Source organism: Collibacillus ludicampi (genome assembly GCF_023705585.1).
Classification (GTDB): Bacteria; Bacillota; Bacilli; order Tumebacillales; family BOQE01; genus Collibacillus; species Collibacillus ludicampi.
In genome coordinates this window covers 3,474,100-3,496,858 of sequence record NZ_BOQE01000001.1, presented here as the reverse complement: position 1 = coordinate 3,496,858, position 22,759 = coordinate 3,474,100, and the positions used below count along the sequence as shown (strand labels likewise).

The 22,759-nt window shown below is 50.4% G+C and carries 21 protein-coding genes and 1 other RNA gene; 3 read left to right on the top strand and 19 right to left on the bottom strand.

Translation table 11 applies throughout. The annotated features are described in order from the left end of the window. Positions 1 to 22 precede the first annotated feature (22 nt). The 15 genes from sspK to DNHGIG_RS17710 all read right to left on the bottom strand — a co-directional run bounded on the left by sspK (position 23) and on the right by DNHGIG_RS17710 (position 16,284). Positions 23 to 172, bottom strand: a complete 150-nt coding sequence (gene sspK / locus DNHGIG_RS17780) for a small acid-soluble spore protein K (protein ID WP_282200855.1) — start codon at positions 170 to 172, stop codon at positions 23 to 25. Positions 173 to 671: 499 nt separating this feature from the next. After that, complete coding sequence (hfq, locus tag DNHGIG_RS17775) at positions 672 to 917, bottom strand: RNA chaperone Hfq (protein ID WP_282200854.1); 246 nt, start codon at positions 915 to 917, stop codon at positions 672 to 674. A gap of 35 nt (positions 918 to 952) precedes the next feature. Further along, the gene (gene miaA / locus DNHGIG_RS17770) at positions 953 to 1,891 is read right to left on the bottom strand and encodes a tRNA (adenosine(37)-N6)-dimethylallyltransferase MiaA (RefSeq protein WP_282200853.1); all 939 of its coding nucleotides are present in this window, start codon (positions 1,889 to 1,891) and stop codon (positions 953 to 955) included. A 10-nt stretch (positions 1,892 to 1,901) separates the two neighbouring features. Further along, positions 1,902 to 2,684: a class I SAM-dependent methyltransferase gene (locus DNHGIG_RS17765; RefSeq protein WP_282200852.1), complete on the bottom strand. Its 783-nt coding sequence runs from the start codon at positions 2,682 to 2,684 to the stop codon at positions 1,902 to 1,904. Beyond that, on the bottom strand, positions 2,684 to 4,642 hold the full coding sequence (gene mutL, locus DNHGIG_RS17760; RefSeq protein ID WP_282200851.1) for a DNA mismatch repair endonuclease MutL: 1,959 nt from the start codon (positions 4,640 to 4,642) through the stop codon (positions 2,684 to 2,686). Before mutL ends, DNHGIG_RS17765 begins: the two co-directional genes overlap by 1 nt. A gap of 5 nt (positions 4,643 to 4,647) precedes the next feature. Further along, positions 4,648 to 7,398: a DNA mismatch repair protein MutS gene (gene mutS / locus DNHGIG_RS17755; RefSeq protein WP_282200850.1), complete on the bottom strand. Its 2,751-nt coding sequence runs from the start codon at positions 7,396 to 7,398 to the stop codon at positions 4,648 to 4,650. Between the two features lie 310 nt (positions 7,399 to 7,708). Continuing rightward, complete coding sequence (locus tag DNHGIG_RS17750) at positions 7,709 to 8,494, bottom strand: 2-keto-4-pentenoate hydratase (RefSeq protein ID WP_282200849.1); 786 nt, start codon at positions 8,492 to 8,494, stop codon at positions 7,709 to 7,711. Between the two features lie 13 nt (positions 8,495 to 8,507). Next, a complete protein-coding gene (gene dmpG, locus DNHGIG_RS17745) occupies positions 8,508 to 9,536 on the bottom strand; it encodes a 4-hydroxy-2-oxovalerate aldolase (RefSeq protein WP_282200848.1) in 1,029 nt (342 codons plus the stop codon). A 22-nt stretch (positions 9,537 to 9,558) separates the two neighbouring features. Continuing rightward, positions 9,559 to 10,446, bottom strand: coding sequence for an acetaldehyde dehydrogenase (acetylating) (locus DNHGIG_RS17740; RefSeq protein ID WP_282200847.1), 888 nt, complete (start codon positions 10,444 to 10,446; stop codon positions 9,559 to 9,561). Then, entirely contained in the window at positions 10,439 to 11,224 is a 786-nt protein-coding gene (locus DNHGIG_RS17735) for a 2-keto-4-pentenoate hydratase (RefSeq protein ID WP_282200846.1), read from the bottom strand. Before DNHGIG_RS17735 ends, DNHGIG_RS17740 begins: the two co-directional genes overlap by 8 nt. Positions 11,225 to 11,250: 26 nt before the next feature. Next, positions 11,251 to 12,717, bottom strand: a complete 1,467-nt coding sequence (locus tag DNHGIG_RS17730; protein WP_282200845.1) for an aldehyde dehydrogenase — start codon at positions 12,715 to 12,717, stop codon at positions 11,251 to 11,253. A gap of 13 nt (positions 12,718 to 12,730) precedes the next feature. Further along, on the bottom strand, positions 12,731 to 13,192 hold the full coding sequence (locus DNHGIG_RS17725) for a RidA family protein (protein ID WP_282200844.1): 462 nt from the start codon (positions 13,190 to 13,192) through the stop codon (positions 12,731 to 12,733). Positions 13,193 to 13,205: 13 nt separating this feature from the next. After that, positions 13,206 to 14,204: an amidohydrolase family protein gene (locus tag DNHGIG_RS17720; protein ID WP_282200843.1), complete on the bottom strand. Its 999-nt coding sequence runs from the start codon at positions 14,202 to 14,204 to the stop codon at positions 13,206 to 13,208. Next, positions 14,189 to 14,734: a 3-hydroxyanthranilate 3,4-dioxygenase gene (locus DNHGIG_RS17715; RefSeq protein ID WP_282200842.1), complete on the bottom strand. Its 546-nt coding sequence runs from the start codon at positions 14,732 to 14,734 to the stop codon at positions 14,189 to 14,191. Before DNHGIG_RS17715 ends, DNHGIG_RS17720 begins: the two co-directional genes overlap by 16 nt. Before the next feature lie 41 nt (positions 14,735 to 14,775). Beyond that, positions 14,776 to 16,284 (bottom strand): 4-hydroxyphenylacetate 3-hydroxylase family protein, encoded by a 1,509-nt coding sequence (locus DNHGIG_RS17710; protein WP_282200841.1) that lies wholly within the window; start codon positions 16,282 to 16,284, stop codon positions 14,776 to 14,778. A 396-nt stretch (positions 16,285 to 16,680) separates the two neighbouring features. Between DNHGIG_RS17710 and DNHGIG_RS17705 the strand changes: the two genes are divergently transcribed. Beyond that, complete coding sequence (locus DNHGIG_RS17705; protein ID WP_282200840.1) at positions 16,681 to 17,352, top strand: Crp/Fnr family transcriptional regulator; 672 nt, start codon at positions 16,681 to 16,683, stop codon at positions 17,350 to 17,352. 24 nt (positions 17,353 to 17,376) lie between these two features. Beyond that, positions 17,377 to 18,030, top strand: coding sequence for a Crp/Fnr family transcriptional regulator (locus DNHGIG_RS17700; RefSeq protein WP_282200839.1), 654 nt, complete (start codon positions 17,377 to 17,379; stop codon positions 18,028 to 18,030). 169 nt (positions 18,031 to 18,199) lie between these two features. On the opposite strand, the gene DNHGIG_RS17695 is transcribed toward DNHGIG_RS17700, so the two are convergent. From DNHGIG_RS17695 to ssrS, 3 genes are all read right to left on the bottom strand, one after another. Further along, the gene (locus DNHGIG_RS17695) at positions 18,200 to 18,652 is read right to left on the bottom strand and encodes a YlbF/YmcA family competence regulator (protein ID WP_282200838.1); all 453 of its coding nucleotides are present in this window, start codon (positions 18,650 to 18,652) and stop codon (positions 18,200 to 18,202) included. Then, a complete protein-coding gene (gene miaB, locus DNHGIG_RS17690; protein ID WP_282200837.1) occupies positions 18,649 to 20,181 on the bottom strand; it encodes a tRNA (N6-isopentenyl adenosine(37)-C2)-methylthiotransferase MiaB in 1,533 nt (510 codons plus the stop codon). The genes DNHGIG_RS17695 and miaB overlap by 4 nt, the downstream gene beginning before the upstream one ends. Before the next feature lie 140 nt (positions 20,182 to 20,321). Further along, positions 20,322 to 20,503, bottom strand: a non-coding RNA gene (gene ssrS / locus DNHGIG_RS17685) — 6S RNA. Between the two features lie 142 nt (positions 20,504 to 20,645). Between ssrS and DNHGIG_RS17680 the strand changes: the two genes are divergently transcribed. Beyond that, positions 20,646 to 20,813 carry a hypothetical protein gene (locus DNHGIG_RS17680; RefSeq protein WP_282200836.1) on the top strand — a complete coding sequence of 56 codons (168 nt, stop codon included), beginning with the start codon at positions 20,646 to 20,648 and terminating at the stop codon, positions 20,811 to 20,813. Between the two features lie 105 nt (positions 20,814 to 20,918). Here the strand turns inward: DNHGIG_RS17680 and DNHGIG_RS17675 are convergent, their stop codons facing one another. Further along, entirely contained in the window at positions 20,919 to 21,971 is a 1,053-nt protein-coding gene (locus DNHGIG_RS17675) for a zinc-dependent alcohol dehydrogenase family protein (RefSeq protein ID WP_282200835.1), read from the bottom strand. Positions 21,972 to 22,759 lie beyond the last annotated feature (788 nt).

The window sequence follows — 22,759 nt, the reverse complement described above, 5'->3', positions numbered from 1 at the left end:
AACTAGTACAATCAATAATCTCTTATTTTTTCACGAAACCACTTTCACGCATCCGTTGACGAGGTCTAGGTGCGATCGTTCCATCGGAACGCAAGGGAGCATGTTCCGTTTTCGCTTTCGGATCGGTGATTTCGCGCGGACCGCCAAAATGGGAGTCTTTATTGCGAACCATGTGCATTCCTCCTCGGTCTCATGATAAAGGGAACACAAGTAGGTTGCTCTTCTCTCCCCGCTTTCATGATTGAAAAAAGTACCGAAAGCGACGCCATCAGAGGATGAGAAGTATCTTTGGGTAGGACGAAATGTTTGAGGACTCTCACAAAAAACGAGTGACTTTTGGGTGGATTGTATCGCTTTGTAGCCCAGAGGTGAGTTGAAGGTCGTTCCGCTTCCTATATACCGTTAAGAAGGCTTATGCTTTGCGCGTAATAGCGACTTTGAAGGTCGTCTCGCAACATTTGATTATAATTCCATGCGAGACGACCTTCACAGAGCATGAGCGCAAAGCATATACCCACTGAGACGACCTCCACGGAGCATGAGCGCAAAGCATATGCCTCAAAGAACCCAAGCGCAAAGCGAAACATCCACCCGAGCACTAGTTTTCAAGATCATGAAAAAACGGAAGTTCGTTGAACTTCCGTTACTTATCTTCCTTATAGAAGCCGAGATCAGGATTCGGCAGAGAGATTCACATTGCGCATCGGGGTAAAAGTAGAGATCGCATGCTTATATACCATCTGTTGCTTCCCTTCCGATTCGACAATGATCGTAAAATTATCGAATGCTTTCACCACTCCACGAATCTGAAAACCGTTGACCAGGTAGATGATAACCGGAATATTTTCCCGTCGAATCGAATTTAAGAAATTGTCTTGAATATTGATCGCTTGTTTTGTCACGAGCTTTTCCCCCATGTCTATATTTATTGATAATCCTATTCGTCAAAGTTTTATAAAATTCCTGCCATCATTTGTGTAATTTCTTTGTGAATCTCATCCTGTTTCTTTTGTAGAACATCGAACCAGTGAATGCGTTTCTCCCGGCGAAACCATGAAAGTTGCCGCTTGGCGAACCGCCTTGTTCCGCGTTTAACCTCCTCGATGGCCTCTTCCAGCGTCATCATTCCTTCTATGTATGAAATGATCTCTTTGTAACCGATCGCTTGCATGGAAGTCAGACCCTTATGATACCCTTTCTGTAACAACCTCTTCACCTCATTCACCAATCCCTGATCGATCATGAGATCGACTCGCTGATTGATTCGTTCATACAAAAGTTCGCGATCCTGGATGGTCAATCCAATCATCACCATCCTGTATTTTGGTTCTTCCGGCGCTTCTTCATACGCTTCTGACATCGGTTTTCCCGTTAGATGATAGACTTCCAAAGCCCGGATCACGCGTTTTACATCATTCGGATGAAGCCTTTTGGCTGTCACCGGGTCGACATGAGCGAGTTTGTCGTGAAGATGGGTGACTCCCTTTTCTTCCGCTTCTTTCTGCAATGCTTGGCGATAAGAAAGATCCACGGCGGCTTCCGTAAAGTCGAGATAATCCGTGATCGAACGGACATACAGACCCGTTCCGCCGACAAGGATCGGGAGCTTTCCGCGAGCATCGATTTCCCTGATCTTCGCTTCCGCATATTCCTGATAATCAGCGACCGTAAACGGCTGGTCGGGATCTACAAGATCGATTCCCCAGTGAGGAATTCCCTGCGCTTCCTCTTTGGTGATTTTAGCTGTGCCGATATCCATGCCCCGGTAGATCTGCATGGAATCGGCTGAAATCACTTCACCGTTCCAACGATTCGCGAGTTCGACTCCCAGTCGTGTCTTCCCGACAGCTGTCGGTCCGACAACGATGAGCAGACGAGGTTTCTTTTCCATCGTACACCCCCTATGTCAATTCGATTTTCGCGTATGTAACAGAGCCCGAGCGGCGCTCGGGAGGCGGGAATCCGAGGCGCTGAAACTCGCCGCTCTTGCGTCTTTCTTTCAAAACGACCGCCTTCCTAGCCACTCGTTTCGCCTCTTCTATCGCCTCCATGCGTAGAGGGGCTCTCTCGGCGATCACACGCAAAGGGGCGATCGAGGCTGAGTCTTGTACGGTTTTGCGAAACATAGGGTCAAAATAAACGATATCGACCGAACGATCCGGCAATGATTGCAGAAACGCCCAATGATCCCCTTGATGCACATGAATTCTTCGCATGGCCGCATCCACTTCAGGTATCGTTGTCACCTCCGTCTGCATCCCGTAGCGAACGAGTGCGGCCAGGATCGGATTCGCTTCCACTCCGATCACCCGTCCCGTTTTCCCTACCGCATGAGAGAATACGATCGCATCGGCCCCCAGACCGAGTGTGCAATCCACAACCGTATCACCAGGCTGTACACCTGATTGCTCGATCAACACGTCATGATCACCGGAAAGTAGACGCTTGATACGAACGACCGCCATCGACGGGTGAAAAAAGAACTCTTGCTTGTCTCTATACAACGTGACCCTCTCTCCGCAAACCAGGAGCATGTCCGTTCCTAGTTCATGTAACAATGTTTCGATCGAACGGTTCCCGCGTTCCACATAACATCCGTGAAGGAGCTCGGCAAAATGTCTGGCGAGGTTCACTTGCTCCGGCTTTTGGCTTTGTGCGGTCGTCGTATATAGTGTCTCACCCATCACATCACCCTTTTAAACATTTTCTCGAGGTCATAACGCGTCATTTCGATGATGATCGGCCGACCGTGCGGGCAATGAAACGGATTTTCCAGTTCCTGCAACTGATCGCAGAGGGCCTGCATTTCTGGCATGGACAGCCATTGATTCGCCTTGATCGCCGACTTGCATGACTTGGTGATGACCAGATTCTCGATCGATTCGCGCGGGTTTGTAAATTTCCCTTGCAACAGTTCATCAATCAATTCCAGTGTGAGCCGCGCAGCGTCGAGCCCTTCCCACAAATCAGGAACGGTCCTCACCAGGAACGTTGTTCCGCCAAACCGCTCCACCTCGATTTGACAATCCCTCAAATAAGAAAGATGGGTCGCCAACGTCTCCGCTTCAGCGGGCGTCACTTCCACGGTCAATGGTACCAATAAAGGTAAAGGATTCACTTTCCGTTCCGCTACTTTGCGGGAAAATTTTTCGAACAAGATCTTTTCATGGGCAGCATGCTGGTCGATGATATACATCCCATGTTCATTCTGTGCGATCACATACATTCCCAAAACCTGAGCTACTGCTCGAAAACGCGGAACACGCGCATCCTCACGTTCCAACGGATGACTGCGAATCTGGGATGACAAAGTTTCGTTCCGTTCAGAAGGTCTGTCCTGATCGACATGATTCCCAGCGGGCGGATATTCCGGTTGACCTTCATTCATGTTTGATCCTTTCACCCGATCCCTCTGTTCGAATGCCCTCTCTTTTCCTCCATCGCCTGCATCGATAGGCCGGTACAATTCAACTGCCGCTTCACGAAGTTTCTCAGCTTGATATGGATTCTCAGTTCTCGGTGCCTCAGACCTCGAAAAAAGGGGGCGCACAACTTTATGAATGGGTTCAGTCTCTCTTTTTTCGCTCAAAGACATTTCAACCTGTACGCCTCGCTCTTTTTCCCGTTGCTTTACTGACGCTTTGGGGATAAACGTCCCCTTGTCAAGCGCCTGTCGGATCGCCGCCTGCACACGCTCCGCCACATCTTTTTCTTCGGAGAAACGAACTTCCAGTTTTGTCGGATGGACATTGACATCGACCAGAGTCGGATCCATTTCAAGATGAACCACACAGATTGGAAAGCGATTGATCGGCAGTCGTGTATGATAGGCTTCCTGTACGGCTCTCACCAGCGAATAACTACGGATATAACGCCCGTTAACAAAGAACGTGCAATGATGGCGGTTCGCCCGCGTGACTTCAGGATAAGAAGCGAGCCCTTCGATTTTGTAATCGGCGTCTTCCCACTGAATAACCATCATCTGTTTTGCGATCTCCCGTCCGTAGATCGCCGCCACTACATGTAAAAGCTTACCATCTCCCGGTGTATAGAGCAATGAATGACCGTTATGCCTGAACTGAAACGAGATTTCCGGGTGTGCAAGCGCAAGCCTCTGTACCGTGTCAATGATGTGTCCCAATTCGGTTTGTATCGATTTCAAATATTTGAGTCGTGCAGGCGTGTTGAAAAAAATATCTCGGACGGTGATTTCTGTACCTGTTTTTGCGGCTGCGACTTCTTGTTCGACGATCTTCCCGCCTTCGATCCTCAGTTTCGTACCGTCCACTTGATCAGGTGTCCGCGTACGCACATCCACACGGGATACTGCGGCGATCGAAGGAAGAGCTTCTCCGCGAAAGCCAAGCGTGCGTATGCGGAAGAGGTCTTTGTCCTCGCGGATTTTCGAAGTTGCATGACGTTCAAATGCAAGAACAACATCATCCCGATCCATCCCGCATCCGTTATCAGTGACGCGAATGAGGTCAAGACCGCCTTGTTCCACCTCGATCGCAATCTCATTCGCCCCCGCGTCAATTGCGTTTTCCAGTAATTCTTTGACCACGGAAGCAGGGCGTTCCACCACTTCGCCCGCAGCAATCTTATTGGCCAGGAGTTCGCTCATGACTTGAATTTTCCCCATTCCGATCACTCCTCAAATGCCATTTTCTGCAAGCGGAACAACGTATTCATCGCATCGAGTGGCGTCATTTGCATCAAATTTAACCGTTTTAACTCATCCACGATTTCGGAAGCACGTCCGGAATCGGAGAACAATGACAACTGAACAGCTTCCTGCTCTCGATCAGCGGAACCCGCTTCTCTGATCGCATCACCGTCCGATACCGTCCTCTTCACAGAAATTGGAAGACTCGCATCGTTTTGCGTTTCTTTGATCAGTGTTTCACCGGACGGAAGCGACGCATCTTCAAAAACCGCCTCACCTGCCTTGGCCGCAGCCGTTTCCCTGGCCGATTGCGCGCCCTCCTCCTGAAGAACTTGGAGAATCTCTTGCGCACGGTCGAGAACCTCCCGGGGAAGGCCCGCTAACTTGGCCACTTGGATTCCGTAACTGCGGTCGGCAGGTTCGGGCAAGATCTTGCGCAAGAAGACGATCGTATCATCCTTTTCCTGCACATGAGTGGAATAATTGCGCACGCCCCGATACGTCTCGGCAAGTTTTGTCAATTCGTGATAGTGGGTGGCAAACATGGTTTTCGCCCCCACTTTCGGGGAATGGTGCAAATACTCGATCACCGCCTGCGCGATCGACATTCCGTCGAACGTACTCGTCCCCCGTCCGATTTCATCCAAGATGATGAGAGATCGACGTGTCGCGTGATGCAAGATATTCGCCAACTCGACCATCTCCACCATGAATGTCGATTGGCCTCCTGCCAGATTGTCGGACGCACCGATGCGCGTGAACACCCGATCGACGATGCCAACTTCCGCCCTCCTTGCCGGTACAAACGAACCGATCTGAGCCATGATCACAAGCAGAGCGACCTGCCGCATGTACGTCGATTTCCCTGCCATGTTAGGGCCTGTGATCAAAGCGATCTGGTTCTCGTCACAATCCAGAAGCGTGTCATTGGGGACAAACGGTTCGTCGTTTTGCATCGCTTCGACGACAGGATGGCGTCCTTCCTCGATGAGTAGGCGATCTCCTTCCGTGATCACGGGTCGTACATATCGCCGCTTGACGGCTACCGTGGCCAGGGATTGAATCACATCGATCTCCGCGATCGCCTCCGCTGCTTCTTGGATGGATTGAAGCGATTGTTCGACGCGTTCCCGTAAAGAAAGAAAAATCTGGTACTCTAGATCCACCATCTTCTCTTCCGCTTCCAAGATCAACGCTTCTTTTTCTTTCAATTCGGGCGTGATGTACCGTTCCCCGTTGGCTAACGTTTGTTTTCGTTCGAAATATGGGGGAACGAGTGAGAGATTCGCTTTGGAAACTTCCAAGTAATAGCCAAAAACTTTATTATACCCGACTTTCAACGATTTGATGCCGGTTTTTTCCCGTTCTCTCTGTTCCAATTCGGCAATCCAACGTTTTCCATCTCGACTGGCTATCTTGTATTCATCCAAGCGCGCATCGAATCCCTCTTTGATCAGTCCGCCTTCGCGAATCGACACGGGCGGTTCCTCCACGATGGCGCGTTCAATCAATTCCACCAGAGAAGACAGGTCGGGAATCCGGGCGGACAAACGGAGTAACAAGGTGGATCGGCTTCTCTCAAGGCAGTTCTTCACGTCAGGCAGCACGGCCAGTGAGGAACGAATCGCCAAGAGATCGCGTGCATTCGCCGATCCATAGGCCACCCTGCCGATCAGTCTTTCCAAATCATAGACCTGATCCAAAAGCGCGCGGATATCTTCGCGTACCAGTAACTCCTGCACCCATTCTTCCACGGCGTCGAGGCGTTCTTCGATTCCCTGTTTGACAGCCAGCGGACGTTCGATCCAGCGTTTCAATAAACGTCCGCCCATCGCCGTGACCGTCTCATCGAGCAACCAGAGAAGAGAACCTGTTTTGCTCTTCTCTCTGAGTGATTCGACCAATTCCAAGTTTCGACGAGAGAACGAATCGATTGTCATCGTCTCTGCCGTTACCAAATATTGTGGCGGTTTAATATGAGGCAGCTCCCTCTTTTGTGTCGACTCAAGATATGCGAGCAGTACACCGGCTGCCTCCGCCGCCAATGGATATTCTTTTAAACCGAATGATTCAAGGGTGATCACCCCATAATGTTTATGTAGTTTCTCCAGTGGGCGTAGACCCGCCAACATATCGATGGATACTTCCGTGAAAACACACGAGATCATCGCCGCCAGTCGTTTGAACGGTTCCGCCTGAATGTCTTGCTTGTAGACGATAACCTCTGAAGGAGACAATCGAAGCATGTCATCATAGAAACTCGCTTCATCTGTTTCCGCGACATAAAATTCACCTGTGGAAAGATCGCAAAAGGCGCTCCCCCACAGATCTCCAGAAGATACGACAGCCGCGAGAAAGAGGTTGGTTTTCTCCGAAAGGTTTTTTCCTTCCATAATGGTACCCGGGGTTACCACGCGAATGATTTCCCTGCGTACGATGCCTTTCGCGGCAGCAGGATCTTCCACTTGTTCACAGATCGCTACTTTGTATCCTTTTTCAACCAATCGCTGTATATAGGAATCTGATGAGTGGTGGGGAACGCCGCACATGGGAATTCGTTCATTCTGTCCACCATCCCGTCCGGTTAACGTGATTTCCAATTCGCGCGATGCGATGATCGCGTCATCAAAAAACAGTTCATAAAAGTCTCCCAAACGAAAAAACAGTAATGCATCCGCCGCTTGTTTCTTGATCGAAAGATATTGTTCGATCATCGGTGTATAACGAGCCATAAAAACCCCCGTTTTCGTGGTCATTCGATAGTATTGAACATCAGTTTCTTTAAACACCCACAATTATAACAGAAAAAAACGCGGTCTCGCTCGGCTGAACCCGTAATCGAAATAAGAGATCTGAGTTCCGGGAGGTGATCATGGGCGCTTTCGGAAGACTCGCATCAACAACTCCGAGCTGATTTCGATGATGATCATGCATTCACATATTTTCCACACAAAAAGGCACACCGCTTATACGCGATATGCCCTATGATATGTGAAAACTGAAAAAGCGAACGTTTCAATTCAAGCAACCTACACTGTGAGGCTATTCCTTGACGGTAAATTCGATGGAACCGAGTCCGTCCCATTTGGCAAGAACGACATCGCCGATGGCCAGCGGCTGGGCTCCCGTGATACCGCCGGTTAATATGAGTTGGCCGGCATGAAGTTTGCGCCCTCGGCGGGAGAGCATGTTGGCCAACATTGCGACGGAATGGGCAGGATGTCCCAGAACAGCTGCTCCTGCGCCAAAATCTCTCAATTCTCCGTTGATGGACAGGGTGACTCCGAGAAGATCAAGTTCCAGCTCATCCGGTCTTCGCAGCCTCGATCCGATAAACACCCGAGAAGCGGATGTGTTGTCTGCGATCACGTCGGAAAGGGTAAACTGAAAGTTCCGATAACGGCTGTCGATAATCTCCAAAGCGGGAACGACGTATTTCGTGGCGGCCAACACTTGAGCGCCGGTTATTCCCGGGCCTTCGATATCCTTGCCGAGGATGAACGCGATTTCCGCTTCCACTTTCGGATGAATCAATTCACGGAAAGAAAGGGCGCCGCTGTCAACGGCCATGTAATCAAAGACATGGCCGTTGATCGGTTCGTTTACGTTCATTTGCTTCATTTTGGCCCGACTGGTAAAGCCCATTTTCAGCGCGATCACCTGATGGCCTTGCTCGCGCTTGATGGCAACCAGCTCATCCTGGATCCGGTAAGCATCCTCTACCGATAAATTAGGGTATTCATCCGTAAGTTTCACCACTTCCTGTCGGTTGCGTTCCGCATCAACCAACAACTGCGCCAATGATCTGTAAGAATGTTCCGCAAGCAAGCTGTTTTCCCCCTTATCGCATTCCCGCAGTCATGTTTCTCTTGGCGATTTCCGCGGCGACATCGATAATCATATCTTCTTGACCGCCTACCGCCTTTCGCTTCCCAAGCTCAATCAGGATATCGCGGGAATCGATCCCGAACTTTTTCGCGGCACGCTCGGCATGCAGCCGGAAGCTGGAATAGACGCCTGCATATCCGAGAACTAGGCTGTCACGGGTGATCTCTTGAGGCACCTGAATAATGGGCGCAACGACCTCTTCCGCCAGATCCATCATTTTATAGAGATCAATTCCGGTTTCGATGCCCATCCGTTCCAACACGGCGACCAACACTTCCGTTTGCGTGTTGCCCGCGCCGGCGCCCAAACAGCGGACACTGCCGTCGATTCGCGTTGCCCCTTCCTGAATCGCCGCCAGCGTGTTGGCCATCGCGAGCGACAAATTATTGTGCGCGTGGAACCCGATCTCAACGCCGATACTTTGTTTTAATGCCCTGATTCGTTCGGCCACTTCATGGGGAAGCAATGCGCCGGCCGAATCGACGACATACACCGCATCGGCTCCGTAGCTCTCCATGAGTTTCGCTTGCTCGACCAGCTTCTCCAGAGGTGCCATATGAGACATCATCAAAAATCCGACAGTGAAGAGGCCAAGTTCTTTTGAGCGGGCCATGTGCTGAGCGGAAATATCGGCTTCGGTCACGTGCGTCGCAATCCGCGCAAAACCGACACCCAGTTTCGCAGCGGCATTCAGATCCTTGATCGTGCCGATTCCCGGCAAGAGGAGCACACCTACCGTCGCCTGTTCGCAGACTGCGACTGCCACCTCGATCAGTTCCATCTCATTCGCGTGAGACAGTCCATACTGCAAAGAAGAACCGGAAAGGCCGTCTCCATGGGAAACTTCGATGAAAGGAACATTCGCCTGGTCCAAAGCGCGAGCCACATGAACCACCTGTTCCACGGAAAATTGATGATTGATCGCATGGCTGCCGTCGCGAAGCGCCACTTCCGTGATGAAAATATCCCGTTTCGCACTCATCTGTTTCGTCTCCTTTCCTGTTTCAGACGGATGCTGCGCTCACGTGGTGGGCGGCAAATTCCTCCGCCACTTTGACCGCTGTCGCTGTCATGATGTCCAAATTGCCGGAGTATTTAGGCAGGTAATCGCCGGCCCCTTCCACTTCCAAAAAGACGGTGACTTTGTTGCCGTCGAAAATAGGCTCTGTACGGAGGCGATACCCGGGTACGTACGATTGAATATAGCCTACGGTCTGCTCAACGGATGCAGCGATGGCTTGTTCATCCAATGCTTCTTCGCCAACCAGAGCATACACCGTATTCCTCATCAAAATCGGCGGCTCTGCAGGGTTGAGGATGATGATGGCCTTTCCTTTCTTCGCTCCGCCAATTGCTTCGATGCCGTGAGCGGTGGTTTCCGTAAATTCGTCGATGTTGGCGCGGGTGCCCGGACCGGCGCTTTTGCTGGAAATAGTGGCGACAATCTCAGCGTAGCTGACTGGACTCACGCGGTTGATCGCATGAACGATCGGAATCGTCGCCTGTCCTCCGCACGTTATCAAATTGATGTTTCTTTCATTCAGGTGAGAACCGAGATTGACTGCCGGAACGACATATGGGCCGACTGCTGCCGGTGTAAGGTCGATGGCAATCATGCCCGCTTCCCGGAGGACCTTGGCGTGACGAATATGCGCTTTCGCAGACGTGGCGTCAAAAACGATATCGGCAAGTTCCGTGCCGTGTTCCAAAAACTGCTTCAGTCCGCCGTCGAACACTTCATAACCGTGCTGCTTCGCCAGGCGCAGTCCCTCCGAGTCTGGATCAATTCCGATCATCGCAGTAAGCTCCAACAGGCTTGACCTGCCCAGCTTCATCATCAAATCGGTGCCGATATTCCCGGAGCCAAGAATGGCAACCTTTACTTTAGACATGAAATCTCACTCCTACTTCCCCGAGATGGGCGATTCGCACGCTGAAATAGTCACCGGGGGCCGCATTGACGGCCGCGGAGAGGGCGCCGGACAGTATCACTTCACCTGCTTTTAGCGTAATCCCAAACTCAAACAGTTTGTTGGCCAGCCATGCCACGCAGTTTGCGGGGTTGCCCGACGCTGCTGCACCCACACCGGTATTGACCAACTCGCCGTTTTTATAAAGGGCCATACCAGCCAATGAGAGATCGATTTGATCCGGTTTAATTGGGCGTCCACCCAGCACATACAAACCGGAGGATGCATTGTCTGCGATTGTATCCTGCAACCTGATCTTCCAATCCGCGATCCGGCTGTCCACAATCTCCAGAGCAGGGAGGAGATAATCGGTCGCCTGCAGTACGTCAAACGCGGTAACGCGCGGCCCCTGCAGATCGCTTTTTAACACGAATGCAATTTCCCCTTCCACCTTGGGCTGGATCACGCGCCGAAACGGAATTTCCCCTCCGTTTTCAATGGCCATGCCCGCGAGTAAATGACCGTAATCAGGCTGGTCGACCCCGAGCAATGTTTGCATGGCTAACGAGGTTAACCCGATTTTCTTTCCGACAACGACGTCGCCCGCCTTCACTTTTCGCTCAATCGTGTTCAATTGCACGCGGTACGCTTCTTCTGTCGAAAGATGCGGATCCAGGGCCGTTAACGGCTCTACCCCGCGGCCGCTTCGTTCCGCCTCCTCCAAAAGGTCGGTAAATCTCGTGATTTTTGCCAAATCCAACGACGCAACCTCCCTGCGTTATGATTTCATAATTTCATGGTAACGGTCTTTGTTTCCGTATAGAATTCGAAGCTGTGACGCCCGCCTTCACGACCGATGCCGCTCGCTTTTACCCCGCCGAACGGCGTGCGCAGGTCGCGTACATACCAGCAGTTGATCCACAACAGGCCCGACTGCACCTGATCGGCCACGCGGTGGGCACGTCTCAAGTCATTCGTCCAGACGACACCGGCCAATCCGTAGATCGAGTCATTGGCAATGCGAATCGCTTCTTCTTCCGATTTGAATGGGATGACGACGACGACCGGGCCGAAAATTTCCTCCTGGGCCACCCTCATTTTGTTGTCTACGTCATAAAAGACAGTTGGCTCATAGAAATTTCCGTCACCCAGACTGGTGATTTGTTTTCCGCCGTAAGCAAGCTTGGCGCCTTCTTCCAGGCCGATTTGCACGTAGTCATCGACCGTTTGCAGGTGGCTTCGCGAAACGAGCGCCCCCATCTCTGTTTCCGGATCCAACGGATCGCCCACTTTGATCTGCTGCACCGCCTTCACAAATTTGTCGAGGAATCGATCGTAAATGCTTTCCTGTACCAGCAGCCGTGAACCGGCCAAGCAGATTTCTCCCTGGTTGCGGTAAATCGCTTCGATAGACCCTTTCACCGCTTCATCGAGATCGGCGTCTTCAAACACGATGTTTGCCGACTTTCCTCCCAATTCGAGAGAGACCGGGATCAGCTTGGAAGCGGCATTTTTCATGACCGTCTTGCCTGTCGTCGTCTCACCGACAAAAGAAATCCTACGCACGTAAGGATGCGTGGTCATCGCCGTGCCGACGGTTCCTCCCGGGCCGGTCACGATGTTCAAAACTCCCGGAGGCAAGCCCGCCTCATTGGCGATTTCCCCCAGCATCACGGCGCTTAAAGGGGTATAGGAGGCAGGCTTCACCACCACGGTATTGCCGGCTGCCAAGGCCGCAGAAGCTTTCCAGGTCATCTGCATAAACGGCAGATTCCACGGAATAATCAGGCTGGTCACCCCTGCGGGCGCGTATTTCGTGTATGACATGAACTCGCGCATCTCGTAGTTTTCATGAATCAGGTATTTGGCCATCTCGGCAAAAAAGCGCAAGTTCAAGGCGGCTCTCGGAATATCAAAGCCGCGGCTCTCCGTGATCGGCTTGCCTACATCGAGCGTTTCTATCAAGGCCAATTCATCCACCCGTTCCATGACGAGATCGGACATCTTGCAGAGAATCTTCGCCCGTTCTTCGACAGGCATGCGGCTCCAGACTCCGCTTTCGAAAGTGTTCTGCGCCACTTCGATTGCCTTATTCACATCTTCCTCGCCAGCATTGGCCACCGAGGCCAGCCTGCAATTGTTCGCAGGATTGATCGTATCGAACGTTTCGCCGGAGATAGCGTCGGTGTATTCTCCGTTGATAAACAGCTTGGCGTTTTTTATCTTTCTTTTTTCTTGTGCTGTCTCAATCACCTGAATCCCCCCCCTACTCCTCAATTTCCACGATCATTTCAACTTCGACCGCGTTGTTGTGCGGAAGCTGCGCCATGCCTACCGCAGAACGCGCGTGCTTTCCTTTCTCTCCGAAAATCTGCACCAACAAATCGGACGCGCCGTTCATCACCTTGGGTTGATCCGTAAAATCAGGTGCGCTGTTGACAAAGCCCAGGAGTTTCACAATCCGTTTCACTTTACACAGATCTCCAATCTCCTGTTTGACGACCGTCAAGAGATTCAGCATGCACTGTCTTGCCGCTTGATAGCCTACTTCCACCGTAACGTCTTCTCCCAGTTTGCCGCGGTACTCATCCGTCCCTTGACCAGACAAAAACAAGAGATTACCGGTGCGAACGCCGCCCACGTAATTTCCCGCCGCCTGCCGCGGTGCAGGCAGCGTCAGGCCCAGTTCCTGCAATCGTTGTTCGGGTGTCGCCGCATGTGTCGTCATCGTAATCTCACCCTCACCTAGTTATATTCAGGAAGCGAAGAGCGTTTTCCCCAAGCATCGCCCGCTTTTGTTCTTCCGTAATCGTCAACGTCTTGTCAATGACCTCGCCCGGGGGAATTTCCCTCAGCAGGAACGGGTAATCAGACCCCATCAGGATCCGCTCATGACCAAAGCGGTCAATCATGTACTGGATGTTCGCCGGGTCATAGACCAATGAATCAAAATAAAAATTCTTCGCGTAATAGCTGGGCGGTTGTTCAATCATACGGAGATGAGGCCATACCCTCCAGCCCTGATCCAACCGGGGAAGAATGAAAGGGAATGCCCCCCCGCCGTGCGCAAAACAAATCCGCAGACGGGGGAATTTCTCGATCACACCGCCAAGGATCAAGCTTGCCGCAGCGAGAGCCGTTTCGCTCGGCATCCCCACGGTATACATGAGATTGTGGCGAGGCATCCTCTCTCTGCCCAGCGTCTCCCATGGGTGGACAAACAGCGGCACATCCCACTTCTCGCACATCCCGAAAAATTCCAAGAAATCAGGGGCATCCAAATTGTTTCCGTTTACATGGGTACCGATTTCAATCCCTTTCAGACCCAGTTCGTGCACGCAGCGATCCATTTCGCGGATGGCGATTTCCGAGTTCTGAAGGGGAACCGTTCCAAGGCCGATAAACCGCTCGGGATGTTGTTTCACGGTTTCCGCGATGAAATCGTTTTGGATGCGGGCCATCACTTCCGCTTCTTCAGCGGGCGCCCAATAGGAAAACGTGACAGGAATCGGAGACAGCACCTGGATGTCCACCTTTTCCCGCTCCATATCCTGGAGCCGCTTCGCAGGATCCCACACCTGGTCGGTTACTTCGCGGAACACCTTCCCCCCCACCATGATATTGGCGCCGCATACACATGTGCGGTGAAGAACAGGCCAACGCTCCCCCTTGAATTTTTCGGCGAAATTCGGTATATCTTCCGGGATGATATGGGTATGAAAATCTACTCGCATTTCCATTCGCTCGCTTCCGGGGGCATGACGTACCCGCAATGTTTGCATGTCCGCAGATCCAGACTGTCGTTAAATCCTTCGATCGCTTGCTTTACCTGCATTTCGATATTGGTTAACTGAACGGTAACGCGGTGCATTTCATGGTCACATTGATCGCAAAACCAGACAAAGTCCTCCAGCTCTCCCTGATCCCTGTTGCGCTCAATGACAATACCGATGGAATCGGCTACCCTGTGCGGCGAGTGCGGAACATTGGGCGGGAGCAGGAATATTTCTCCTTCCCTCACAGTGATCACTTCGCGCTTGCCTTCCTGATTGATGATCTCGACGAAACAATCACCCTTCAGTTGATAGAAAATTTCTTCCGAGGGATCGACGTGAAAGTCGCGCCGTTTGTTCGGTCCGCCCAGAAGCATCACCAGCAGCTCCGCGTCTTTCCAAATAACCTTGTTGTTCACCGGAGGTTTCAGCTGATCCTTGTTTTCTTCGATAAATTTCCACAAATTGATCGGTACGAAAGTGCTCGTGGCGCTCATGTCAATCGCTCCTCTTCCGTTTAGATTTCTTTTACCGTTCATCACGATTTCACGACCGGCTCCTTGATATCAAACGCGCCCATCTTGTCATCGCCGAGATCAGGCACGCTCAGCGCGTCATCGACCATGTCAAACGAGCGCACCCGTTTGTAATTGTTGAAAAAGATCGCCCGCTTGCGGATCGGATCGCCGGTATAGTACCGTTCGTATTGAAGAAGCCGCTGGCCGAATGCTTCTCCGCACAAATCCCAAGCCAACTTGAACATACGGACGCGTTCCTTTCCGGAGACACCCAATCGACCGGCAAAATACTTCTCCATATCTTCCGCCAATTCTGGATTGGCAAAATCGGCTCCTGTCGGTGACATCAGCAGTCCCCCAGCCCCGATGATTTGAAGCACTTCCACGGCGCGCGGATACATCTTTGGCAACAGTCCGCGAATGGTTTCCAGCGGCACCCATCCCGGCATGATTTCTCCGGACGGCAAAACATCACACTCGAGTTCGGCAATCCGCAACAGCGCCCTGATCGATTCCACTGACTGGATCAACTCTCCCAAGTCGTTCTGGACATTTAAGTAGACATCCACCCCGATGGAGTCGGCCAAGCGGACCGCTACTTCCGTGGCAAATTGCAGTTTGATCAACCCGCGTACACCGGTCTGATGAGCCGGCTGCTGCGCGATTCCGGTTTTCGGATACAGCAGGTTGGCCGCTTCCACGTTGTTGTACAGAAATACACGATCCCACGGCACCAATACATCGTGAAAGACCAGCACCGCATCCATTTCTTCAAAACGGGACGCCAACGGATGATCAAACAGCGAACGGGTTCCGTCCTGCATCGGTTCGCGACAGAGAATCCGCAATCCCGGCGTATCAATGGGAATGGCAAACGCAAGCGCATAGCGCTCATCGCCGGGTTTGAACCCCGGGAACGAGTAGATGATCACTTCATCCGTGATCGGTGCCAGGGTGGCGATCATTTTCGCGCCTCTGACAATCAGTCCTTGCGGCGTCTCCTTGACTGCGCCCAGATGGGTAAAGAGATCCTGCTGTTCATGCGATGATTTGCTGCGGTCATTCTGCGGATTGATGATAGCGTGTGTCAAAAACAAGTCGTTGTCGCGAATGTACCGATAGTACGCGCGGACATTTTCCGCCCACTGCGGATTGTATTTTTCCAAGAAGGAAGCGTTGCTGAACAGCGACGTAAGCACAACATTGAGAAAATCCGGGGTTCTGCCCATCAAACCGAACGTGGCTTTGGCATACGCTTCAAACAACGCCCGGCGCGCCTGCAGATCCTCGTGGGTTTTCGGGATCAGAAACGCATTGTTCACCCGTTCACCGGTTTCATCACAGATGTGCGTAATCTTGTCCTGGTACTCCGGATCGTGCTGCATGTCGTACAGCTTTGCAATTTCACGTATCGGCTGCCGGAAAACAATCTCGTCGCATACATTGGTCACTTTCCGTCCGGACAGCCAAATCTCCGGCTGCCGGGATTTCAAACCGTTGATGTACTGGGCACCTGTGCGGATTCCCATCGCAACTCCCCCCTGATTTTCTAGGTTAAAATGAAACCCTTTCTTATAATTGCATTTTAATATTGAATAGTTTGCAAAATTGTAGTGCGGTTAACGTTTTCGGCCGAATTTTAGTTCCGCTTTTGGATCCCTTCCATCCCATTGGTGTAAGCCAGTTAACATTTTTTCGGATTTTTTTCGGGGAGAATATGTTTGCAATATACATAGCCTCTTCGACCATTTATAATTGGAATTGATGGTTTCTAAAAATTTTGATTTATACAACTTTAAAGGTCGAAAGGTATTTATCTGCTGGTACGTGTCGTACAAGTATCTTCCATCATGCACAGGATGGTTTTGTGCTTCGAGATGATTTTACGCTCGGGATCCGTTTAGAGAATGAAAGGGGTGTTCGATGTGGTATCCCCGTTTGAAACCGACCTGAAGTGGGAGATGTTTCTGAAGTACGGGAAGAGGCAATTCGTAAAAAGAAAATCCGTCATCTACAACCAGGGCAGCCTAGGAGACGGGTTTTATTACCTTCACAAGGGCTTGGTGAAAATCGTCATCTCAACGGCGAAAGGAAACAACCGATTGATAAACATCGTGGTTCCCGGCCAACTACTGGGCATTCAAATGATGGACGGACAAACGCACTTTACCACCGCATTTGCTGTCAAAGACTCTGTGGTCTATCATTTTTCCTGCGAGCAGTTTGCGAAACTGATGAATGAACAGCCGGAATTACTGCCCCTGTTTTCACAAACCGTCAATCAAAAAATGCGGATTCTTCTTTATGCGATTAATATGAAAACGCTTTCTTCAGAAGAGCAGATCGCCGCACTGCTACTCAACATCTGCGATGAGTTTAAAAACTATGAAGTCCCCCTCACTCAACAGGACCTGGCGAACTGTACCGGTTTAACCCGAATCACTGTATACAAAATCCTGAAAGAGTGGAAAAAAAACGGACTGATCGACATCGAGAAACGCAAATTTGTGATCAAGCGGCCGGATCTGTTACGGAAGTTGAATCAATATGCACCACACAGCGAAGCTCATTCCTGTCCTATGTTGCGCAGGGAATGATGTTGGGAAGGAAAAGGTGATCATATGTTAAACCTTCGCTACAAGTGGACGCCGTTCTTACCGTATGGACAAAAACTGGAACTGAAAAAGAATACGTTCGTGTATCGCCAAGGAGAAAACGGTAGAGGCTTTTTTTACCTGGAGCAGGGCGGGGTGAAAATCAGCCTGTTATCCGATAAAGGCCACGAGCGTGTCATTGACTACATCCCGCTCGGGACCCTACTGGGGGAACACGGGGCTCACAAAGGAACCTATTTGACAACCGCGGTTACCACTACTCCTTCGATTCTCTATCATTTTACTGATGATGCCTTGGCAAAAGTGTGTAGGGATCACCCCCACGCGTCGATGATCTTCACCAACTCCCATCTTTATAAAGTACGACTCCTCGCCGAAATCATCTCGTATCTGGACAGCCCGGTTGAACAACAAATGGCTCACTTTTTGTTGAAGTTGATTCAAATTCACGAGAATGAAAACATTCCCATCGACCAGACGTCGTTCGCCCGGTACATCGGCACGTCCCGAATTACGGTGAACAAGATCATCCAAAAATGGCGCCAACAAGGTTTTATCCAATTCTCCAACGGCGTGATTCGGGTGATTCAGATCGACCGGATCCGAGAGATCCTACCCCAAGCGAAAAATGAATGGCTGGTGCAATATACGTCCTCGTAGCCCCCTCCTCAGTGGAAGGGGGTTACCTTTTTGAATGATTAAACCCGGTCCACCGATATTAGAAGCTGCCATCGAAATCCTTCCCATGAAGCACTGAGAAAATCATACTCAAATGATTAGTCCGGAAAGTAGAAAATGCGGTTAAAAAAGCCCGGAATAGAATCCGAGCTTAAACCGCACATCCTTTTGCCGAACACCCGCCGCCGCATCCTCCGGAACCGCAGGAGGCTGTCACTTCGTCACTTTTCCCCCATTCCACATGGAATCCTTCCATGGTGAGAGCCACGATTTTCGTGATACCTTGCAACAAATCGTTTAATTCCATCTGGGCCGCTTGGAACTGTTCGACAACCGGAATTTGTTCCAGTTGATCGACGACCGCTTCAAACGCTTCCTTGGCTTTGATCGCTTCCGGGTGATCATCGCCGAGGCGCAATGACGTTTGCGAATAACGATTCCTCAATGCTTTCACGTTAAAAAGCAAAGCTTGCGCATCCGGGTGGCGTTTCATTTTTTCTTCCGCCTGTTTAAAACGGGCGACCTCTTCTGAAGAGGCAATCATATCGGCGATCAATTTCGCTTTTTGCAAGACGCGTTCGTCAAGGATGGGCGATGAACTCATACGCCTACCTCCTCAAGCACCTCCACGAGTTCACCTTTCAATAACCATGTCTGCGGTTCCATGATGCGAATGTTTGCCAATTTGCCAACCGTATCGCGAGGGGCTTGAAAGAGTACAAGTTTATTATTACGCATGCGCCCTTGCAACACATCCGGGTTGGTCTTTGATTCCCCTTCGATCAGGACTTCCACTACCTGATCTTTCATCTTCATGTTGATTTCTTTCGAAATCGCATATTGCGTATCCATGAGGCGTTGCAGCCGATCTTTCGCTTCTTCCTCCGGCACCTGATCGCGGAAACGTGTGGCCGGAGTCCCTTTACGCGGAGAATAGATAAACGTATAGGCATTATCGAAGCGAACTTCGCGTACGAGCGAAAGGGTGTCTTGGAACATCTCTTCCGTCTCGCCAGGGAAGCCCACGATGATATCGGTCGTGAGGGACACATCCGGTATCGCTTGGCGGATCTTCCCTACCAGTTCAAGATAATATTCGCGCGTATAGCCCCGGTTCATCCTCCGCAACACATAGTTGTTCCCTGACTGTACAGGAAGATGGATGTGTTCGGCGATTTTGTCGCACTTCGCGATGGTTTCAATCAACTTATCGGTGAAGTTCCAGGGATTCGATGTCGTGAAACGAATACGCTCGATCCCTTCAACTTCATTGACCATGCGCAACAGATCCGCGAAATCGACCGTTTTGAGGTCAATGCCGTAATCGTTAACGTTTTGGCCCAAGAGCGTGATTTCTTTGTATCCCTGTTTCGCTAATTCGCGAACCTCTGCCACGACATCTTCCGGCAAGCGTGAACGCTCACGTCCGCGCGTGTAGGGAACAATACAATAGGTACAGTATTTGTTGCAACCGTATTGAATATTTACCCATGCACGCACACCGTGTTCACGTACCTTCGGCAGGTTTTCCACCACTTCGCCCGCTTGTTCCCAAACTTCAAAGATCGTTTCCTGCGAATGTTTCGCTTGTTCAAGCAGTTCAGGAAGCTGATGAATGTTGTGCGTGCCGAAGACGATATCGATATACGGGTAGGTTTTCGCCACCATTTCGCGCACCGCGCTCTCTTGTGCCATGCATCCCGATAACCCGAGAATCAATTCTGGGTTCTTACGCTTGAGCGGTTTTAAACGACCGATTTCGCCAAACACTTTATCTTCCGCATTTTCGCGGACTGCACATGTATTAAAAAGGATAAAATCCGCGTCATCCACGCCGGAAGCGGGAGTGTAGCCCATTTCACGCAACATGCCTGCCATGATCTCCGTATCGTGTTCATTCATTTGGCAACCATATGTTTTGATCAGATATGTTTTGCCAACACCGATCTTCGGAAATCGGATGGCATATTTGCTCTTCATTTCCTCCATCGTTTGACGAGGATCTTTCACGGGAATCAGTTCGAAATCCTCGCTCTGAGCATCTGCGCTCAAGACATTCAATGTATTTTCATGAAGCTTGTTAAAATCTATTCCTTTATTATCACGAATGATACCATCACGCACTTCGCTCATATGTCTACTCCTTTCATGAAAAGCCCATAAGACGTAATCTATATTATAACATATTATTCCCTATATAAAATAAAAACAGCCTTGTTTCAGGCTGTTGATTTTCCCAATATGAAATCGACCGTTTGTCCTCATTCTTCAAAGGATAACCCGCTTTGCCGTTCGCACCGATGTTTCTCGAACCCGCTCTCGCAGGTGGGTGATCGCATAGCTACTTTACATGTCCTCAAAGTGAAGAGGCATATGCGCCATAGCTCTTATAGATCTCCCTCAATCGTCAGTACGGTTCGAAACATGAAGCACGTGACGTGCATCGCAGGTGTTGTATGGTTACTATAGCACACGGGGAAGCAAAAGTGCAAGGGGATGAAATATGGTAATTATTGTACATCCAAAGGAGTGTTTTTGGATTTCTCATTCTGGGCATACTACAAAATAAACTTCAGAGAAAGGATGTGAAAATGCTCATGAAAAATCGGCCTTTCGATTTGGTTCGCGGCATGTGGAGAATGTTTAATAGGAAAAAGACGGACGTTGAATTCTCCGAAGAGATCACAAACGGATATTTCGGTGATCACAAAGCTTGGTCCGTACATGAGCAGACATCCAATCCAGATTCTCTTAAAGAAGAATAGTGGGAAAACAAAACCACCTCGGCTCACGCTGGGGTGGTTTACCTATAATTTACGACCTTCTTTTTTGGTTGCATCGATTTCTAAATGCTTTCTAGCACCGATTTTTTATTTGAATTCTGTAATAACGTTAAACCCGAACGTCTTGAAGTTGGTCATGTCGTCGAGAACGCTGGATACATCGTCAAGTGCTATCTCCCGCGTAACCAGCGATTTTGGATTTAGTTTCCCCCTCGCAATAAGCGCCAACAGACCATCGTACGCCGAATGAGGATTGCCGAGGCTTCCGACAACTTCCAGTTCCATTGCGGTAATCGCATCTACCGGCAGACCAACCATACCCCCTTCTTCTTTTGTTGTCAGACCGATTTGAACATGCCGTCCTCCCTTGCGCAGACACAGCACGGAATTAAGGATCGTCTCGCGAATCCCAAGCGCATCAATCGATGCGTGTGCCCCACCTTGGGTGATCTCCTTAATGGCCTCGGTGACGTTTTCTTTACGAGCGTTGACGACTGCTACTGCCCCTTCTTCCTTCGCTTTTGCCAGCTTGGCGTCATCGACATCGACGGCGATGACCTGTGCTCCGATGGCGTTTCCCACCTGTACAGCTGAGAGGCCAACACCGCCCGCACCGTGTACCGCAAGCCAGTTTCCAGGCTCTACGTTTGCGCGCATAACACCGTGATAGCCGGTCATATAGCGGCAACCGATGGCCGCTGCCGTCAGTGTATCCACCTCATCAGGTAGCCGGATCAGGTTAAAATCTCCGTTTGGAACCCGGACATATTGGGCGTATCCACCATCGTAGCTAAAACCGAAAATCTGCAAGTGATCACAGCGGTTTGAATGCCCGCTCAAGCAGTTCGGACAGTGTGAGCAACCCTCATGGAAAGGCGCCGTCACACGATCTCCCGGGCGAAAGTTTTTCACTTCCTTACCGACAGCTTCTACCACACCGCCAAATTCATGCCCCGGAATAATTGGAAGCTGCGGACTCAGGCCAATCCATTCCCAATCGCCCATCCACGCATGCCAGTCACTGCGGCAGACCCCGCACGCTTCCACCCGGAGAATGACATCCTTCGGTCCTGGGGTCGGATCTGGTACTTCACCAATTCGAAGCGGTTTTCTGTGTTCAAGAATTTGCGCTGCTTTCATGTAATACATCTCCTTTTATTTAAAATATTTTGATTATAAATATAAAAGAAACAAAAGTAGTTACTCGCAAACGAAACGACCATTCGGATGTTTTCGTCTTCGGCCATGGGACTTCTTCAAACGCCTATCTTGAAAACTAGTGCTTGGGTGGGTGTATCGCTTTGCGCTTGGGTTCGATGAAGGTCGTCTTCGGGGCATATGCTTTGCGCTCGTGCTCCGTGAAGGTCGTCTCGCATGGAATAATAATCAAAGGTTGCGAGACGACCTTCAAAGTCGCTATTTCACGCAAAGCATATGCCCTTTTAACGGTTTAAAGGAAGCGGAACGACCTTCAACTCACCTCTGCGCCGCAAAGCGATACAAACCACCCAAAAACCACTCCGTTTCTTGAGATAGCCTTATACTTCTTCCCGCACAAGAAGCTTTTCATCCTCTGATGGCGCCGCTTGCGGCATGGGGGGCTACCTTGCACATACCGTGCGATAGTTTTCTTCCTTGTGTACATCCGTTACCACTGTCTAGAATTCACCCGTTGTGGAGTTTGTGGCATACGGCATTCTTGATGTCGCATTGCCCCACTCTTCTCCTATCAAGAGTTTCATTGAAAGCGGATACACTCAGAAAAGCAAACAGCCCATTCGGGATCCGGATACAAGGTTCTTTTGGAAGTGAGTGAAAATCGTTTTATTTGTGGGAAATGAAGTTCTTGATGGGATTTAAAAGTTCTTGATGGATGGGTCGGAAATTGTTTCTGTATAAACTGCTTACATCGAATAACTCAACTCCAG

Excerpts from the sequence above, each read along its gene's own strand:
- sspK (WP_282200855.1), bottom strand. The coding sequence starts at position 172 with ATGGTTCGCAATAAAGACTCCCATTTTGGCGGTCCGCGCGAAATCACC.
- hfq (WP_282200854.1), bottom strand. The coding sequence starts at position 917 with ATGGGGGAAAAGCTCGTGACAAAACAAGCGATCAATATTCAAGACAAT.
- miaA (WP_282200853.1), bottom strand. The coding sequence starts at position 1,891 with ATGGAAAAGAAACCTCGTCTGCTCATCGTTGTCGGACCGACAGCTGTC.
- DNHGIG_RS17765 (WP_282200852.1), bottom strand. The coding sequence starts at position 2,684 with ATGGGTGAGACACTATATACGACGACCGCACAAAGCCAAAAGCCGGAG.
- mutL (WP_282200851.1), bottom strand. The coding sequence starts at position 4,642 with ATGGGGAAAATTCAAGTCATGAGCGAACTCCTGGCCAATAAGATTGCT.
- mutS (WP_282200850.1), bottom strand. The coding sequence starts at position 7,398 with ATGGCTCGTTATACACCGATGATCGAACAATATCTTTCGATCAAGAAA.
- dmpG (WP_282200848.1), bottom strand. The coding sequence starts at position 9,536 with ATGAGTGCGAAACGGGATATTTTCATCACGGAAGTGGCGCTTCGCGAC.
- DNHGIG_RS17740 (WP_282200847.1), bottom strand. The coding sequence starts at position 10,446 with ATGTCTAAAGTAAAGGTTGCCATTCTTGGCTCCGGGAATATCGGCACC.
- DNHGIG_RS17725 (WP_282200844.1), bottom strand. The coding sequence starts at position 13,192 with ATGACGACACATGCGGCGACACCCGAACAACGATTGCAGGAACTGGGC.
- DNHGIG_RS17720 (WP_282200843.1), bottom strand. The coding sequence starts at position 14,204 with ATGGAAATGCGAGTAGATTTTCATACCCATATCATCCCGGAAGATATA.
- DNHGIG_RS17715 (WP_282200842.1), bottom strand. The coding sequence starts at position 14,734 with ATGAGCGCCACGAGCACTTTCGTACCGATCAATTTGTGGAAATTTATC.
- DNHGIG_RS17710 (WP_282200841.1), bottom strand. The coding sequence starts at position 16,284 with ATGGGAATCCGCACAGGTGCCCAGTACATCAACGGTTTGAAATCCCGG.
- DNHGIG_RS17700 (WP_282200839.1), top strand. The coding sequence starts at position 17,377 with ATGTTAAACCTTCGCTACAAGTGGACGCCGTTCTTACCGTATGGACAA.
- DNHGIG_RS17695 (WP_282200838.1), bottom strand. The coding sequence starts at position 18,652 with ATGAGTTCATCGCCCATCCTTGACGAACGCGTCTTGCAAAAAGCGAAA.
- miaB (WP_282200837.1), bottom strand. The coding sequence starts at position 20,181 with ATGAGCGAAGTGCGTGATGGTATCATTCGTGATAATAAAGGAATAGAT.
- DNHGIG_RS17680 (WP_282200836.1), top strand. The coding sequence starts at position 20,646 with ATGAAAAATCGGCCTTTCGATTTGGTTCGCGGCATGTGGAGAATGTTT.
- DNHGIG_RS17675 (WP_282200835.1), bottom strand. The coding sequence starts at position 21,971 with ATGAAAGCAGCGCAAATTCTTGAACACAGAAAACCGCTTCGAATTGGT.